Origin of the sequence: Paenibacillus sp. NPDC093718 (genome assembly GCF_050279985.1) — a bacterium.
Classification (GTDB): Bacteria; Bacillota; Bacilli; order Paenibacillales; family Paenibacillaceae; genus Paenibacillus_AQ.
In genome coordinates, this window is the sequence record NZ_JBNNUS010000009.1 from 94,775 (window position 1) to 111,924 (window position 17,150).

13 protein-coding genes and 1 pseudogene are annotated in these 17,150 nt (G+C 52.7%); 4 read left to right on the plus strand and 10 right to left on the minus strand.

Features of this window, described 5'->3' with window-relative positions:
• The first annotated feature begins 4 nt into the window (after positions 1-4).
• Positions 5-3,259, plus strand: a complete 3,255-nt coding sequence (locus ACQKPA_RS24675) for a carbohydrate-binding protein (protein ID WP_427495135.1) — start codon at positions 5-7, stop codon at positions 3,257-3,259.
• A gap of 177 nt (positions 3,260-3,436) precedes the next feature.
• Here the strand turns inward: ACQKPA_RS24675 and ACQKPA_RS24680 are convergent, their stop codons facing one another.
• The 3 genes from ACQKPA_RS24680 to ACQKPA_RS24690 all read right to left on the minus strand — a co-directional run bounded on the left by ACQKPA_RS24680 (position 3,437) and on the right by ACQKPA_RS24690 (position 6,032).
• Complete coding sequence (locus ACQKPA_RS24680) at positions 3,437-4,471, minus strand: dienelactone hydrolase family protein (RefSeq protein ID WP_427495136.1); 1,035 nt, start codon at positions 4,469-4,471, stop codon at positions 3,437-3,439.
• Between the two features lie 84 nt (positions 4,472-4,555).
• Positions 4,556-5,452 (minus strand): anti-sigma factor domain-containing protein, encoded by an 897-nt coding sequence (locus tag ACQKPA_RS24685; RefSeq protein ID WP_427495137.1) that lies wholly within the window; start codon positions 5,450-5,452, stop codon positions 4,556-4,558.
• Positions 5,427-6,032 (minus strand): RNA polymerase sigma factor, encoded by a 606-nt coding sequence (locus ACQKPA_RS24690; protein WP_427495138.1) that lies wholly within the window; start codon positions 6,030-6,032, stop codon positions 5,427-5,429. Before ACQKPA_RS24690 ends, ACQKPA_RS24685 begins: the two co-directional genes overlap by 26 nt.
• Positions 6,033-6,252: 220 nt before the next feature.
• On the opposite strand from ACQKPA_RS24690, the gene ACQKPA_RS24695 reads away from it, so the two are divergent.
• Genes ACQKPA_RS24695 through ACQKPA_RS24705 form a run of 3 tightly spaced genes read left to right on the plus strand, consistent with a single transcriptional unit; the run spans position 6,253 to position 9,513 of the window.
• A complete protein-coding gene (locus tag ACQKPA_RS24695; RefSeq protein ID WP_427495139.1) occupies positions 6,253-7,416 on the plus strand; it encodes an NEW3 domain-containing protein in 1,164 nt (387 codons plus the stop codon).
• 5 nt (positions 7,417-7,421) lie between these two features.
• Complete coding sequence (locus ACQKPA_RS24700; RefSeq protein WP_427495140.1) at positions 7,422-8,444, plus strand: ABC transporter ATP-binding protein; 1,023 nt, start codon at positions 7,422-7,424, stop codon at positions 8,442-8,444.
• Positions 8,410-9,513, plus strand: a complete 1,104-nt coding sequence (locus ACQKPA_RS24705; RefSeq protein ID WP_427495141.1) for an ABC transporter permease — start codon at positions 8,410-8,412, stop codon at positions 9,511-9,513. The genes ACQKPA_RS24700 and ACQKPA_RS24705 overlap by 35 nt, the downstream gene beginning before the upstream one ends.
• Positions 9,514-9,596: 83 nt before the next feature.
• Here the strand turns inward: ACQKPA_RS24705 and ACQKPA_RS24710 are convergent, their stop codons facing one another.
• The 7 genes and pseudogenes from ACQKPA_RS24710 to ACQKPA_RS24740 all read right to left on the minus strand — a co-directional run bounded on the left by ACQKPA_RS24710 (position 9,597) and on the right by ACQKPA_RS24740 (position 17,048).
• Complete coding sequence (locus ACQKPA_RS24710; RefSeq protein WP_427495245.1) at positions 9,597-10,406, minus strand: alpha/beta hydrolase; 810 nt, start codon at positions 10,404-10,406, stop codon at positions 9,597-9,599.
• A gap of 75 nt (positions 10,407-10,481) precedes the next feature.
• The gene (locus ACQKPA_RS24715) at positions 10,482-10,799 is read right to left on the minus strand and encodes a cupin domain-containing protein (RefSeq protein WP_326093897.1); all 318 of its coding nucleotides are present in this window, start codon (positions 10,797-10,799) and stop codon (positions 10,482-10,484) included.
• Positions 10,800-10,977: 178 nt separating this feature from the next.
• Entirely contained in the window at positions 10,978-12,096 is a 1,119-nt protein-coding gene (locus ACQKPA_RS24720; RefSeq protein ID WP_427495142.1) for a hypothetical protein, read from the minus strand.
• Between the two features lie 15 nt (positions 12,097-12,111).
• Positions 12,112-13,551, minus strand: a pseudogene (locus ACQKPA_RS24725) (family 43 glycosylhydrolase).
• A gap of 19 nt (positions 13,552-13,570) precedes the next feature.
• The gene (locus ACQKPA_RS24730) at positions 13,571-14,449 is read right to left on the minus strand and encodes a carbohydrate ABC transporter permease (RefSeq protein WP_071222846.1); all 879 of its coding nucleotides are present in this window, start codon (positions 14,447-14,449) and stop codon (positions 13,571-13,573) included.
• A gap of 20 nt (positions 14,450-14,469) precedes the next feature.
• Positions 14,470-15,429, minus strand: coding sequence for an ABC transporter permease (locus tag ACQKPA_RS24735; RefSeq protein WP_427495144.1), 960 nt, complete (start codon positions 15,427-15,429; stop codon positions 14,470-14,472).
• A gap of 83 nt (positions 15,430-15,512) precedes the next feature.
• On the minus strand, positions 15,513-17,048 hold the full coding sequence (locus ACQKPA_RS24740) for an extracellular solute-binding protein (RefSeq protein ID WP_427495145.1): 1,536 nt from the start codon (positions 17,046-17,048) through the stop codon (positions 15,513-15,515).
• Positions 17,049-17,150: the final 102 nt, after the last annotated feature.

Sequence of the window (17,150 nt, forward strand, 5' to 3'; positions counted from 1 at the left end):
ATTCATGTCACTCAGATCAGGTCAACTTTTTAAGTTTCTGGCGGTGCCTCTGGCTATCGCGCTCATGCTCGGCTCCATGCCCGGCTTCGGAACATCCAAAGCCTACGCCTATACCGCATCGGATGGGGATACCGCGATGAGAGCATTTAACGATACATTCTGGGATCCGAACGCCAAGATGTTCTGGAAGGACTCGAAGCGCGAAAAGCATCAAGACTTCTGGGTGGAGGCAGAGCTGTGGGAATTGGTCATGGATGCATATCTGCATACATCCGATCCTGCTTTGAAAGCAGAGCTTAAAACGCAGATCGACGATGTGTATGACGGCACCGTCGCCAAGTACGGCCAAGATTGGACGAATAACCCGTTCAATGACGACATTATGTGGTGGGCGATGGGAAGCGCCAGAGCCTATCAAATCACCGGGAATCCAAGATATTTGGAAGCCGCGAGGGATCATTTCGATTTTGTGTACGATACGCAGTGGGATGAAGAGTTCGCAAGCGGCGGCATTTGGTGGCTGAACAGCGACCATAATACCAAAAATGCGTGCATCAATTTCCCGGCGGCGCAAGCTGCGCTTTACCTCTACGATATTACGAAAGATGAGCATTATTTAAACGCGGCAACCAAAATATTCAGATGGGGCAAAACGATGCTTACGGACGGAAACGGAAAAGTGTTCGACCGCATCGAAATTGAACATGGCGCAGTTCCGGATGCCACTCACTACAACCAGGGTACATACATCGGGGCGGCCGTCGGATTGTATAAAGCGACCGGAAATGCCGTTTATCTCAATGACGCGGTCAAAGCCGCTAAATTCACCAAGAACCATCTGGTGGATTCAAACGGGGTGTTGAATTATGAAGGCCCCAACGGGGATCTGAAAGGCGGCAAAACGATCCTTATGCGCAACCTGGCCCATTTGCAAAAAACACTGGATGAGACCGGCCAGTACCCGGAATTCAGCGCTGAATTCGACGAATGGCTTGCATTCAATGTCGAGATGGCCTGGAGCCACCGGAATTCAGATCATATCGTGGATGGAAACTGGGCGGGACAACTGCTGTCCGGAACCTCTGAATCCTGGTCCTCAGCCGCTGCCGTTCAAGCTTTAAACGGTATCAAACCGATGGAAGCGGAGCTGCATTATGGCGTTAAAAACCCTTTCGATAAAATCGAAGCGGAACGCTACAATATCGGGTCCGGTTTCGTTCTGGAAGGCGCGTTCGAAGGTTCGCTGCAATTAGGCGGAATACAGGATGGCTCTTATGCCGCTTACAAAAATGTGGATTTCGGATCAGACGGTGCGATCGGCTTCATTGCCAGAGCGTCCAGCGGAACAGGCGGAGGTAACATTGAGATCCGGCTTGATTCCAAGGACGGCCCCAAAGTCGGGACGTTGAACGTAGAGGGAACGGGCGACTGGAATCATTATATCGATGCCGTCACCCTCCTTAAGGATGATCAAGGAGCGCCAAGCACGATTACAGGCGTCCATGATTTGTATCTTGTCTTCTCCAAGACGAACGACGATTATTTATTCAATTTGAACTGGGTTAAATTCACAACGACGGACCCGACGGAAACCGACGCCTATGCCAAGCTTAAGGCCGGAAATTACGACAGCAGCGAAGGACTTAGCAAAAATGCCGAGTTCGGGTATTTGGACGGAATCCATCACAATGCCTATGCCTCTTATAAAGGAATTGATTTTGGATCTGGCGCGGCTGGCATCACGGTACATGTGGCCAGCGGCAATCAAGGCGGCACGATTGAGGTTAAATTGGACAGTCTGGATGGACCTACCGCAGGTGTCGTTCAAATTCCGGCGCTGGGAAGCTGGGATAACTGGGTCGATATCATGGCGAATATCGATGACAGCTTGGCTGTAGGCGTTCACGACGTATACCTTGTTTTCAAGGGAGCAAACGGCAGCGACTATCCTCTCAATCTGGAGTGGTTCACCTTTACCACCATGAAAGGAAAAGCAAGGGATGCCTACGACAAGCTGGAAGCCGAAAACTATACAAACGGGGTAGGCTTCGGCAGAGAAACCGGCGGCGGGGAAACATACCTGGCCGGGATGTTTGGTCCAAATAACCCTTATGCCATGTACAATTATATCGATTTTGGCAGCGAAAGCCCTACGCAATTCCATGTCAACGCAGCCAGCGCCACAAGCGGCGGAACGATCGAGGTCAGACTGGATAGTCTGGGCGGTCCGGTCATTGCAACAGCCACCGTCTCTGGGACCGGCGGATGGCAGAATTTCAAAGTTTTCTCAACGGATGTAACTACCCCTGTAACGGGAAAACATATCGTATTCCTGTCTTTTAAAGGCGGAGACTGGTTATATAACTTTGATAAATTCACTTTTGGCGATCCAGCCGTATTCACAGAGACTCAAACGCCTCCTATGCCCGAAGAGGACCATGTTGCTCCGGGCGAGGTAGAGAATGTTCAGGTGAAGCGCGGCGAGGGCAAGATGATGCTGTCTTGGGATGGTCCCTATGATATCGATGCTCAAAAAGTGCAAATTACACTGCGGAGTAATGGACAGCAGGTCGGCGAAGTCATCGAGGTGAATCGGGGAATTCAAACAGCGGTGATACAGGGAATTGAAGCGGGCAAGGATTACTCACTCTTCATCCGGTCCATTGATCGGTCCGGGAATGTATCGCAGGGAGTCACCATCGAGGTTACCGATTCTCCTTCCTTCTCTTTGACTGCTAATGGCAGGAGCTTGGAAGATGGCGATTCTTTGGAGGATTACATGGCCCTCAGCTTCAAAATCATGGACACTTCCGCCATCCAATTTGCCGAAATAACCATCAACGGCAAAGCCTATACGCTGGATCCATTGACCAAGGACACTATTGACATCGATTTAGCCGGAAATTTGGGCGACATAACGGCAACGGTTACGACAGAAGACCGCTCCGGTAACAAGGTTCAGAAAACATTCCAGTTCCGGATCATCACGAGCGTGTTTTCCATGAAACAATTAATCGACCGATTCGCGGATTCAGGGGATGTAAGCGGGGCGCTCATTCCTCAGCTGACCAACACCCTTAACCAGGTACAGCATCATATGGATAAGGGAAGAGTGGATCATGCCGTCAAGCATATGCAGAATTTCACCAAGCACCTGAACAAGGGGGCGATGGGTCGCAACGTCAGCGATCAAGCCAAGACGGTATTGAATACCGATGCGAACTCCCTGCTCCAAGATTGGCAGGATGGCTTGGAGTAAACATAAAACGCTATAGCGGCGGCAATCATGCATAACATATAAAAAAAGTGACTCCTGATGATTCAGGAGTCACTTTTTGCTTTATTTTACCTGCGCCAATGATATTTTGCGAACCGTACGCCCGATGCCTGTCACACATAGTACTGAAAAGCAGGGGCTGGGTAGGATAGATAGCCTTCACAAGTCCGGGCTGCTTAACCGTTCAAACAACCAGTCGTACGAATACCGGCCGCTAATTTCGTGTGCTCCGGAGAACAGATCGGTTCGCAGCCTCTCCTCAGCACCGTTGTGCCGATATATTTCCCTGAGCTCATGAGCTGCTGCATCAAAGCCGGCAGCCGGAAAGATCCGATCATGGGTTCCCGACTCCAGAAACAAGGGCCTAGGACAGATCAGTCCCAACCATTCCGGCAGCTCGGCATAGTTCAAGATGCCGGGGATATAATTGCATACACAGTGCTGCATCGCCATAATGCTGTCCTTGAAAGTATTGGGGTACCCGGCAAGCACGGCAGCCCGTATTCGGTCATCCAGCGCCGCGCTCAAAAACGAGATAAGCCCGCCTCCCGAAAAACCCATGATGCCGATTCTGTCAGCCTGAACCTCCGGGCGTTCGGCCACATACTCCAATGCCTTCAGCGTCTCGGCTACGCGGAGACCAGCGAGCGTCTTGCCATGCATCATCAGCTGGGTGGACAGCCGGTGGCAGGAGTTCGGGGTATCCGGATTCCACGCGAGATCCGCCGCAAGGCGGCGCTCGCCGAAACCGGCAACATCCGGAGCGATCACCACCATGCCTCGTCTTACCAACTGGACAGCAAAATGCCGATGTATACCGGGTGTATCGGTATCGCTTGATCCGTCCTGCCTCAGCCCAACAATCTCCCTGCTTCCATAGCCATGACCATGAACGGCGACGGCTGCCGGCATCGGCTTCATCTGATTCCCTTCCGGAATTAATACATATGCCGCAAAAGACACGCCCGGTATGGCGGATAGCTCCACCCTCTCCCGAATATACCCGTCACATTGCACCTGTTCGAGCAGTACAGGCTTATGCCTCTCATTGGATTCGAATTCGCCGATCAATTGCCGAAGCGCCTGCTTCAAATGCCCTTTGCGTTCTTCGGCGCTCATGGAAACCTGTCTGTCTTTCGTTCGTCCCCTTGCCTCGTTATACATGGACTCCAGCAAAGCATCTGCGCGCCACATCCCGTACTCACCGCCTTCAATTTACTCGTTGTTTTTAGACACGGTGTTCCTTTGGACAACTCATTTCCCCTGTATGTCTGGGCATCAAGGCCCCATATTCACCAGGACGGCTTCGGGCCCGGTCGGTCTCACGCTTCCCCCTTTGGGTTCCATGCTGACGACAATCCGCTTCGCTTTCTCTGCTCCGTAACCGTAGTAATAGCTCTTTCCCTGCGGGCCCTGTACAAGCATAAAACCTGCGCTCGACAGCCGATCCTCATCCTGAAGCCACACCTGATAGTCTTTCTCCTCCAAGGAATGCAGGCCATTCACAACGATCAGCATTTCTCCCGAGCCGCGTTTCAGCCATACCGACCCGCTGCCGTAGAAAGGCTCAACCGGCTTTATGACATACCGCTCGGTATCCTCGCTTTGCATATCGGCAATCCGCTGGCTCACCGTATGTTCAAAGGCCGCATGGGTCTGCCCGTCGTTTCCCTTCAAGGTGAATAAACCGGCTATCAACAGGATGAACAGGGCCCCGGATATCACCTGCATTGCAGCATGCTTCCTGATTCGGATGTTGCTTCGGAAGGACCGGATATAAGCCGCAAGCAGGAGCCTGCTGCGCAGTCGTTTGGGAGGCATATGTCCATCCGCGGCTTGATTCTTCATTGACTCCCGAATGGCCGCTCTCGTACCTGCAGGCTGAGTCGATCCGACAAGCGGTTCGCCATGAATATCACCACTTCGAAACAGCTCCTGCTCGATTACATCGGATTCATGTGGTGGCGTTGCGATATCTTCTGCTCCCATAAGGCCGGCCCATTCCGCCGCTGTCTCGGAACATGCCTTGCATTCCTTAAGATGGCGCTCGATATTCATCCTCTCAACGTACGGCAATCGCTTCATAACGTAATCAACAAGCTTCTCCTCGGGATATAACGGGCAGTCAAAGTTGTCTTGAGCGAGACGCTCATGGTCTTGCTTTGAATGTTTCATGCTGCGAGCTCCCCCCTTCCTTCCCGTTCATCGAATCCAGCCGCCGTCTGACATTGTGGATGCCGTACCGGATTAAGGATTTGATGGTCCCGACAGGCCGGTTTAACAATTCCGCCATTTCTCGGTGGGAGCGCTGCTCGACATAGCTTCCGTAAACCGCCATCCTCTGAAGGGGCGGAATACCCTGGAGCGCCTCCTTTACCTGCTCCAGCTCCAACCGACGCAAGGCGGCCAACTCTACCGATTCCTGCTCTTCGCTCCATGCCGTTTCCGGTAACGCATCTTCGATCCATTCGGCGGCAGCCGTACGCTGCCGCTTGCGCATTCGATCCATCGCCCTGCACCGTGTCCTCACGGCCAGCCAAGCCTCGACGCTTCCGCGTGCAGGATCATACTGATCCGCCTTATGCAGCACTTCCATGAAGATATCCTGGCATAACTCCTCTGCCTCGGCCGGATCTTTGGTCATCTGCAAAGCCAGCCGGTAAACCAGGCGGGCATAGGCATCATAGAAACGCCTGAACGCTGCGGCCGAACCTTCTGCAATCTCCTCCAGCCACATCGCAGAATGATCATTCATCCCTGAACTCCCCCTAACCTGTTCTCCTCTCAAAGAATCATATCGCACTGCCATTTTCGATTCAATATTTTAGCAAACGCTCCTTGTCTTTTGAATAAACCGGGACACTTTTCAGCTTCCTTTAATGAATTTTTTAGGTAATATTAATCTTTCCGATAAATCCAAACCCGGTGCTTTCAACGTACTCATTATGAATCGATAAATTAGGAGGGGTAGTGTCATGAAATCGCTTAGAAAAAGAGCAAAGCAGCTGAACCTGCTGCTCTTGTTCATCCTGGGTACTTACTTGTTAAGTGGAGGAAATACCGCATTTGCGGCGGGGGAAATCACCTTGTACACACCTTACACCTCGATTTCCGTTCCGCCGGGGGAAGTCATCAATTATCCCCTTGAAGTCAAAAACAATACGAGCGGCGTCATTACGGTTCCGCTCCAAATCAACAGCCTGCCGAGCGGCTGGAGCACCAAGCTTAACGGCGGAGGCTGGCAGCTGAAGGAAGTGTCCGTGAAGCCGGGCGAATCGGAATCGGTGTCCTTGGAGGTTACCGTGCCGCTCAAAGTAGATAAAGGCTCCTACCGGTTTCAAGTGACGGCGGGATCCATGGCCAGTCTGCCATTAACCGTGGATATTACGGAAAAAGGAACCTATCAGACCGAGCTCACAACCGATCAGGCCAATCTGGAGGGGCATGCCGATTCCACGTTTACCTATACGGTGAATCTGCAAAACCGAACAGCCAATAAACAAAACTATGCCCTTCAGGCCGATGCCCAGGCGGGTTGGGACGTTACTTTCACCTCAGGCGGTAAGCAGGTATCCTCCGTCGAAATCGAAGCGGGTGCTAGTCAATCCATCACTGTCGATATCAAACCGCCAGCCGAAGTGACGGAAGGCTCCTTCTCCATTCCGATCCGTGCCTCCAATTCGTCGACATCCTCCGAGCTTGCGCTGGAAGCCGTCATTACGGGATCTTATGGGCTTGAGCTTACCACACCAAGCGGTTTGCTCAGTACAAACGTCAATGCGGGCGGCAGCAAAACCATTGAGCTGCTGGTCAAGAATACGGGGACCGCTCCTCTCTCGGATATTAATCTTAGCTCCGATACGCCGGTGGATTGGGAAGTAAGCTTCAATCCGAAAACGATCGAAAATCTGCCCGCAGGCAAATCCACAACGGTTGAGGCCAAACTGACGTCAAGCGACAAAGCCATTGCGGGTGATTATGTCACCAGCCTGAAGGCCGCCGCGGCTGAAGCAAGCTCCGACGCCCAATTCCGCGTAGCCGTCAAGGGCTCTATGCTGTGGGGCTGGATCGGCGTGCTTGTCATTGTTGCTATTCTGGGAGGCATCTATGTTCTCATTCGTAAGTACGGAAGGAGATAACCTTGATGGATACGGTCATTGACATTCACGAATTGACGAAGAGTTACAGTGAAACGAAGGCGGTAGACCGTTTATCCCTCCAAATTAAACGCGGCGAGATCTTCGGTCTGCTCGGCCCGAATGGTGCGGGCAAGTCCACCACGATCCTGATGCTGCTCGGACTCAGCGAACCGGATTCAGGAACCATTAACGTGCTCGGACTTAACCCGACAAGAGAACCGATCCCGGTCAAGCGGCGGGTCGGATACCTGCCCGATGACGTCGGCTTTTACGAAGACCGAACCGGGTTGGAGAACCTGATGCTCACGGCCCGGCTGAATCGAATCCCCGATTCCCAAGCCCGGGAAAGGGCACTGGAGCTGTTGGAGCAAGTCGGACTCACGCAGGCAGCCCATAAGAAGACGGGGGCCTATTCCCGCGGGATGCGACAGCGGCTCGGACTCGCGGACGTCTTGATGAAATCCCCGGAAATTATCATCCTGGACGAACCGACTTTGGGCATCGATCCGACAGGAATGGAGGAGCTGCTGCGTTTGATACGGAAGCTAAGCCGTGAGCAGGGCCTTACCGTGCTGCTTTCGTCCCACCAGTTGCACCAGGTTCAGCAGATTTGCGACCGCGTCGGCCTGTTCGTGAGGGGACGGCTTCTCGCCGAAGGGGATGTCGAGGGGCTGTCCCGGACCCTGTTCGCCGATGATCCGATTATGATCACGGTGGAGCTGGATGAGCTGCAGCCAGAATTGCGGGATGAGATCAGTGCTATCGAAGGGGTTCACCTGATCGAGGTTCCGTCCGTCGAAAGCGATCCGGCTGAGCATGCGGACACGCGGATCAGAGACCTTCCAGCTAAGGTTCTGATCCGGGCCGATAGGGATTGCAGTCCTGAAATTGCCCGAGCGGTCGTGAATGCAGGTGTCCAGCTGTTCTCGCTGAACCGCCAGCAGTACGGTTTGGACGAAATCTACCATCGTTATTTTGCAGGAGGTGATGAGCATGGCAGAGCGAAGAGCGAAGAGCGTACAGGATAAGCTGGCTGACATTGGCCGCCGACTGCAGTCCTACACCGAAAACATCAAAAAAACAGTTTCCAAGCGAACCAACACGCCGGGTCAATCAGCGACCGTAGAATCAGCTAAATCGACCACGCCTTCAGCTTTCGGCGTGCTGGTCCGCAAAGAGATCGCGGACCATATCCGGAGCTGGCGCTTCATTTTACTGCTGGGCATCATTGCCTTAACCTGCGTGGCTTCGCTTTATACGGCTATGAACAGCATCCGGGAAGCACTCGGTTCGGAGAACGGGGTCGATGATTTTGTCATCCTGAAGCTGTTCACCCTCTCGGACGGAACCCTTCCGACCTTCATCGGGTTTGTCGGTTTCTTAGGTCCATTGCTCGGAATCGGCATGGGCTTTGATGCCATCAACAGTGAACGGAACAAAGGGACGCTCAGCCGAATCATGGCCCAGCCGATTCACCGCGACGACCTGCTCAATGCCAAGTTCGCCGCTTCCCTGATCGTGATCAGCATCATGTTTATCACGCTCGGGCTGCTGACCATGGCGCTGGGCACCCTGATTATCGGCATACCGCCAACCTTCGAGGAATTTTTGAGAACCATCAGCTTTCTGGTCGTGACCATTTTCTACGTTGGCTTCTGGCTGAATCTGTCCATTATGTTCTCCGTAAGATTCCGCCAGCCGGCGACTTCCGCCCTGTCAAGCATTGCCGTCTGGCTGTTTTTCAGCTTCTTTTTTGATATGATCCTGCAATTGCTGGCACGGGGATTGGCTCCGGACTCTGCCTCAGCCACGGCCCATGATGTCATGAGCTATCAGAATCTGATGCTCTGGCTTGGCCGGCTGTCACCATATACCCTGTTTAATGAGGCAACGAGCACTCTGCTGATGCCGTCCATCCGCAATCTCGGACCGCTCACGCAGGAGCAGGTGTACGGCGCTATTGCTAGCCCGCTGCCGTTTGGTCAAAGCCTGCTGCTCGTCTGGCCGCAAATTACCGGACTGACCGCAGCCACGCTGATCTGCTTCGCCATCTCTTACGTCCTGTTCCTCCGACAGGAGATTAGAGGCCGGTCCTGATTTTTAGGTTATACGAACAAGCTCATCTGAATTTTCAGATGAGCTTGTTTTTTGCATGAGTTCTCAAGTTATGCTGCTTAGTCTTACCTTCCCTGCGCGACCGCTTGCGACAGGAATCCGATCTTCTGCAGCCAGCCCGCACACAGGCCCGTCCATTGCGAAACACTGGCATCTTCTTCCGCAAGACCAAGACCATGCCGGCCCTCCGGGAAAACATGTAGCTCGAACGGAATACGCTGCTGGCTTAGTGATCTGGCATACATCAGACTGTTCTCGACCGGAACCGCGCCATCGTCCGCGGTATGCCACAGAAAGGACCGAGGGGTGTCCGGTTTTACCGCAAGCTCGAGAGACAACGCATTTCTCAACTCTTCCGGCGGGTCTTCTCCCAACAAATTGGACATGGAGCCCTCATGGTAATAATCCTTAAAAGAAATGACCGGATAACAAAGAATGGAAGCGTTCGGGCGGCAGCTCTGCCGGTCCACAGCATCCACGGCCTCCGGATTTCCTTCATCGAAATGAGTGCTGGCGCTCGCCGCGAGATGTCCGCCGGCCGAGAATCCGAGAATTCCGATGCGGTCCGGATCGATGTTCCATTCCTTGGCGTTATGCCTTACAAGTCGGACCGCCCGCTGGGCATCGCCCAGCGGATACGGATGGCGATAAGGGGCAACACGGTAATGAACAACAAAAGCCGATAGACCGATCGAATTCAGCCACATGGCAATCGGATCACCTTCATGATCCGCGCGCCCCCCGTATCCGCCGCCCGGAAGCACAAGCACGGCCCCGTGAGGCGTTTCATTTTGCAATAGATAAGGTGTCATGTAGGGTGTGAATTTCTCTTCCACCGACTCATGTCCGGGAATATCCCGTTCCCAAAGCTTCATCATATCCATTCCTTTCTGTCTCTCATATCAAGTCGTTTATTCATTCATTTCTTCATTTCCTTAAGCTTTAGGCACTCAGGGACCAAGCAAATCCAGTCTCAGCGGTGTGAACGTATCCAAAAGAGCAGAGGGTTCCAGTGCTTTTACCCCATGCTCCGCTCCGCCGGGAATGACGATCGTATCTCCTTGACGCACCAAGGTCGTCTCACCGTTGATATAAAATTCGATGGCTCCCTTCAGACAGTAGCTCATCTGCTCATGGGGATGGCTGTGCAGTGCACCTTCCGCCCCTTCTTCAAAATGCACCTCCATCATCATTAGCCCGGTCCCGGGTTTAAACACCTTCCTTGTCACCCCTGGCTCCGCTTGTTCCCAGACTCCGATTTCCGCCATGATCCTCCTCCTCTGCTAATCAAGCACCGAATTCTCGCGTTCATCGGTTCATTAAATTAAAGACCCTTCATAACTTCTTCGCCGAAGGGTCTGCGTATTCCTATTATCCATGTCATAAAAATTCAGAGAGTCATCCCGGCAGATTGATCCAATACATTTAGAGGTCCTGGATCGTAGATCATCTACCCGTACCTGCTCGTAGTGATGAGAACACAGAATCCGCAATATTCAGCTTTCGTCCCTGCAGCTCCCCGAGCTCATGCAGCGAATAGCGGATAAGAATCGCCTGTGTTCCCGCATTCATGTCCCCTTCAACCTCACCCTTGCCCAGTGGGACCGCCTCCGGCATTTCAGGATAATACTCACCTCTCTTCACTTGGGCCACGTTCGGTGCCGGCGGGGAATGATCGATTTCCCTGGAAAATCCGCCGTCCGTCCGCTTGAACCGCGCCATATTCCGCAAGGTGATATCCGCGATCTCCAGAACGTCCTCTTCCGGGATCCGCAGCTTCATCGAGGTCAGGAGGCTGATCGGGTTCCGGATATAACACATATCAACGGCCTTCTCGTTCCGCAAGGCGTGGAGCAGAGACCGGTATATTTCCGCAATCCGGGGCAGGGGAGCTTGAAATCGATTATAGAACGTCAGTAGCTTGAAGGTTCCCGATATTCGGACATAAGGTGTGCCTTCGCCCCACAGCCCCGTCTCCGGATCTTGAATGCTCACAAAATACGATAGCGCCTCACGTAAAAACGGCTCCCTCTCATCCTGCGGCATTTGGGATAAATAAGGGGCCGAATTACACAGACGATCGCAGCCGCGCCAGCTGTTCACCAGACTGATCGAGCGCAGCCACTCCGCATAAACCTCGGGAAAACGGCAGTATGCCGGAGCCATATTCCGATTGCCCGGCAGCGGATGCAATGGGGCTGCACCCAACTTGTGAAGTGCTCCCACGCTGTACCCAAGTGCTCGTCCCACCATCACATCGTCTTTTCTCATATTGGGATCGGCATCATAAAAGTAACCCGTCGCCGGGTCTTGTTTATATTGAAAAAAACGCACGAGCCCCGCCTTGATGCCTTCGGACAGTCTTTGCAGAAGCCCGCAGCGCTCGATAATGCCCAATGCTTGTGCCGTCGATTCGATGTCCGGCGTGAACGCATCGGAATCCCTGGAACTGCAGGCATAATAAAAACCGCCGGAAGCAGCGTCATATTGTTCTTCGAGCCATTCGAAGAAACCTCCAAACAGCCCGTCGCCCCCCTCCAGAATGTTCTCTAATCTCTTTGTCATGCCCTATCCCTTCTTTCAGCTGCTTATAACGTTATATGAAAAACCCCGAAAAATCACCCTGCCTTTACCGACGGCATCCAGTCCGATGCGGAGGCTCTGAAACCCGCCAAACGTGTTGTGATGGAATCCTGAAACATCCGCCACTTTATCATACCGGATCCATTCCACCCCATCGAAGCTGTAATAGAATGAAACGATATGCGCATCGTTAACCAACCGCAAAAAAGCCCTGCGAGTATGGTTCTGCATCGTACCGTAGCCCTTGAATGACCGGAAATGCCGGACCCCGCGCTCGTTGACTCCCATACCGAGATATGCCGTTTCATTATAATAGAGGAGCAGGCGGCCTTCTGCCGGACCCTCCACGATGATCTCGACCTCTGCTGAATAACGCTTATGGCCCGCCATATAGAGCAGCGGAGAAGCTTTTACTTCCTCGGAGGCTGCCTCGGCTACCTATTCATGATTCCCCGGCCGGAATCGCGCAGAAGGCTCCACGCCTTCGCACTGCCAGTGCAAACCCAGCTCAGGACCGTCAAAGGGATCCCTGAATGAGGCTCTTCGATTCACAGCATTGGTTTCTCCTTCATCATGCGGCCGATCGTGCTGGTCAATAAGACTCTCACGGCCTCCCGCAGCACGAAACCATCCATCGGAAGTCCATTCGATCGGTTCAAGCAAGGTCTGCCTGCCCAGTGAATGGAACCCGCCCGCATAAGCATGGTAGACCATCCACCATTGGCCGTCCGGGGAGTCGATCAACGAGGCGTGTCCTTTGGACCACCAGCGTTCATCTCTGGATTCCGTATGGACAATCGGGTTGTACGGAGAGTGCTCCCAGGGCCCCCAGGGCGTTCTGGATCTTGACGACACGGCCATATGGCTTGTGGGCGGACCGGCCGTCCCTCCGACGGCTACCGTCAGATAGTAATAACCATCGTGAACGGTAATTTTCGGCCCCTCCAGGCTGTACGCCTCCACGACCCAATCGTCCGGATACCGCCAGCCGTTATACACATGTCTGACTTCACCCGCGACCGCGAGTCCGTCTGACGTAAGCTCTACAAAATCACCGCCCGACATATGCAAATAACGCTTCCCGTCCGGTCCTGCCGTATGCCCCGGATCAATTCCCTTGATCCCCAGATTGATCGGTTTGCTCCACGGTCCCGCCGGACTGGACGCGGTAACGACCCAGTTCGTCCGTCCAGCCGGATAATAGATATAATACATCCCGTTATGCGCCACGAGATCCGGAGCCCACACATTTCCCTCGTAGTAGGGCAGAGCAGCCCCTACTCGGCTCCAATTCAGCAAATCGCGCGAATGCCAGATGACGAGCCCGGGCGTCAGCTTGTAGGAGGAATGCGTCATGTAATAATCCTCGCCGACCCGGATGATCGACGGGTCCGCATAATTGCCGGCAATGATCGGCGCATATCGTTTCTTTTCCAACACCAACCTTCGCTCCTCTCTATCCCTTGATGGAACCCAGCAGCGCACCCTTCGCAAAATGCTTCTGCAGGAACGGATACACGCACAGAATCGGAAGCGTAGCAATGACGATGACCGCCATCTTCACAGTCTGCTCCGGTGGTCGGACAAATTCGTCCATACCGGAAGTGTCTGCCGCCAAACCGCTGGCCAGGATAACGATCTGCCGCAGGATGACCTGCACCGGCCATTTGGCCGCATCATTCAGGTACAGAATCGCCGACATATACGTGTTCCAGTAAGTAACCGCATAAAAGAGCGATATGGTCGCAATGGCAGGCATCGACAGCGGAATCACGATTCGAAACAGGATGCCCCAATCGCCGGCTCCGTCGATCTTCGCGGATTCCTCCAGTCCCTCAGGCAGGTTCTGAAAGAAGTTTCGCATGATGATGAGATTGAAGGCATTGATCGCCGTCGGGACAATCAGCGCCGCATACGTATCGATCAGCCCCATCTCCTTCACCACGAGAAACGTTGGGATCATTCCGCCGCTGAACAGCATCGTGAACAAGACCATAAACATGATGAAATTTCGGCCATCCAGATCCCTGCGCGACAGCCCGTAGGCCATCAAGCAGGTTAACAGCATGCTGAACAAGGTGCCCAAGAAGGTGACGCCCACGGAAACGCCAAGCGAGCGAAATACCGTGTTGGTTGAAAACACATATTTGTAAGCATCAAGAGACCAAACGGTCGGAAACAGGACAAACTGCTTTTGCGCCAGCTCCGTCACCGTTGTGAAGGATCCGGCGATGACGTGAAGGAAAGGCAGGATGGTAACCAGGCCAATGATCAACAGCAGCGTATAGTTCACGATATCGAAGATTCGGCTTGATATCGTTTTATCTTGTACCATAGCGGTCCACCTTTCTGTAGTTAATAGATGCCTTCTTCTCCGGCTTTTTTGGCCAGCCAATTGGCCAGCATTACCAGAATGAGACCGATCAGCGATTTAAAGAACCCGACCGCCGTACTAAAGCTGAACTGACCTTGCTTAAGGCCTGCGGTATAAACATACGTATCGAATATCTCCGCCACATCCCGGTTCATCGAGTTTAAGAGGAGATAGATATGTTCGAACCCAAGTTCCAGCACGTCGCCGATTTTTAAAATCAACAAAACGACGATCACGCTTCGAATCGAAGGAAGCGTAATATGCCACATTTGCCGAAAGCGGCTTGCCCCGTCAATCCGGGACGCTTCGTATAAACCGGGATCAATCGCCGCCATGGCAGCCAAATAGATGATCGTCCCCCAGCCTGCCTCCCGCCAGATAATCTGCAGGACATACATCGGTCGGAACCATTCGCTGCTCATCAGAAAATTAATTTTTTCGAATCCGGCCATAACCAGCAATTCATTAATGATGCCGCGATCCATCGAAAGCATGACAAACGAAATGGATACGATGATAACCCAAGACATGAAGTGGGGAATGTACACCAGCGTCTGGATAAAACGTTTAAACACTTCGCGCCGGACCTCGTTGAGCATCAGGGCAAGAATGATCGGCACGGGAAAATAGAATGCCAGGTTCAAGAAAAACAGCAGCAGCGTGTTGCCCAAAATCGTGAAGAACATCGGCTCGGTAAACAGCCGTTCAAAATGCTTGAGCCCCACCCAGGGGCTTCCCGTAACGCCGAGATAAGCCTGATAATCCTGGAAGGCTATGATCAATCCCGACATCGGGATATATTTAAAGATCAGGAAGTATAAAAATCCCGGAAGTATCATGAGGTAGATCGTCCGGTTTTTTATTATTCTTCTCATTCGACCGGTCTCCGGTATTTTGGGGGCGCTCTTGCTCATCCCGGTCTTCACTGCGGTTTCGCTCATGATCTCAGACTTCCTTTCTGTCCCGAAGCCTGCCGGAGACTGCACCATTGCAGTCTCCGGCGTTCGGGATGCTGGCATGTTCGTTATTTGGAAGATTCGTAGGAAACGTTGAACTCATCGATGATTTGCTGACCGCCGCTCTTAAGCCAGTTATCCACGACAGCCTGGAATCCGGCCTCATCGATATCGCCAAGCATAAATCGATACGTACCGTCTTTAATCATCTCCTGGAGCTGTACGCCCTTTTCGTTAAACGTCTTGGAATCCAGTGAAGCCGAAGGATCCTCTATGAGGTATTCATTATTCTCCATAATCATTTCCTCGGATTTCGCTTTGACCGGGAGCATATGCTTCGCCTCATAAAATCCTTCAATCGTTAACGGTCCGCCGACCTGCATGGCTTGATAAGGCTTCACTTCGCGATCAGTCAGCTTCGTGTCTTCCGAAGGAATGACCTTGCCTTCCTCCAGCTTGTGATGCTGTCCTTCAACCCCCCAATAGATGAGGTTGCCAAGTTCCGGACTCATCAACTGATCCATAAAGGCAAGCACATTCTTTAGTTCTTCTTCCGATTTGATAGCTGTTTTCGGAAAGAGTATCACCGAGCCATAGCCGGGAACCGACCAGATTCCGAAGCCATTCGGGCCTCCTTCGATTTTATTCTGAACATCAAGCTCGGCATCCGGATTCACTTCGACGACCTTGGGATGAAGGCTGGATACGTCCCCCATCGCTCCGATATAAACACCCGATTTGCCGGTAATGAACAGATTTTGCTGGTCGGTTTTGCTTGTTACAGGGAAATCCTGATTGATCAGGCCTTCCTGGTGAAGTTTCTTGAAGAACTTCATCGTTTCCATATATTCGGGGAACATAAATTCGGGAGCCAGCTTGCCGTCCTTCTCGCCCCAGTTATTCGGCGTACCGAGCCACGAGCTTATCGTTTTGAATGCGCCATAGATCAGGTCATTTCGATCCGTCAGCGGGATGGTGTCATCTTTGCCGTTGCCGTCAGGATCCTTCTCCTTGAACTGCTTCAACATATTATAGAATTCGTCCACATTGGTCGGGGCGCTGAGCCCAAGCTTGTCGGCCCAATCCTTACGGTAAATGATGCCCTGGCGTGACAAAGGCACTTCACGGTAAAGAGCATAGATTTTGCCGTCCACCGCCGTGTTCTTTAACACTTCGGGTTTCAGCTTGCTGAGGTTCGGGTACTGATCCAGCAATGGTCCAATTTCCCAAAATTGCCCGTTGCGGATCGCATCACGCATATTCACAAGCGAAGCGGCATTCTTCAGGTACGTCACCTGCGGCAGCGTTCCGGTTGCAAAGGACGCATTGACCTTTTCATCATAAGTGCCGTCCGGCACCCACTGAATGTCAAGCTTGGTGCCCGTTTTCTCTTCCAGCAGCTTCTCAATCATGTCGGAGGGAACTTCAGGGGTATGGAGGTTGGCCATAATCGAGATGGATACCGGTTCGTTCTTTTTCTCGCCTTGGGCCGAACTTCCGTTTGAGCTGCCGGTTGCTGCAGGGGCGGAGTTGCCGCCACAGCCCGCCAACACGGATAAAGCGGTTACAATTGCCAGGATGGTACTGGCTTTCTTCTTCTTCATCTTCTGACCTCCGTTTTAAATTTGAATAGGGACTGACAAGAATCAGCTTAGTTGAGGGAAGCCCGGTACGTATATAATCCTGAGATTGGATATGGAGGGTTC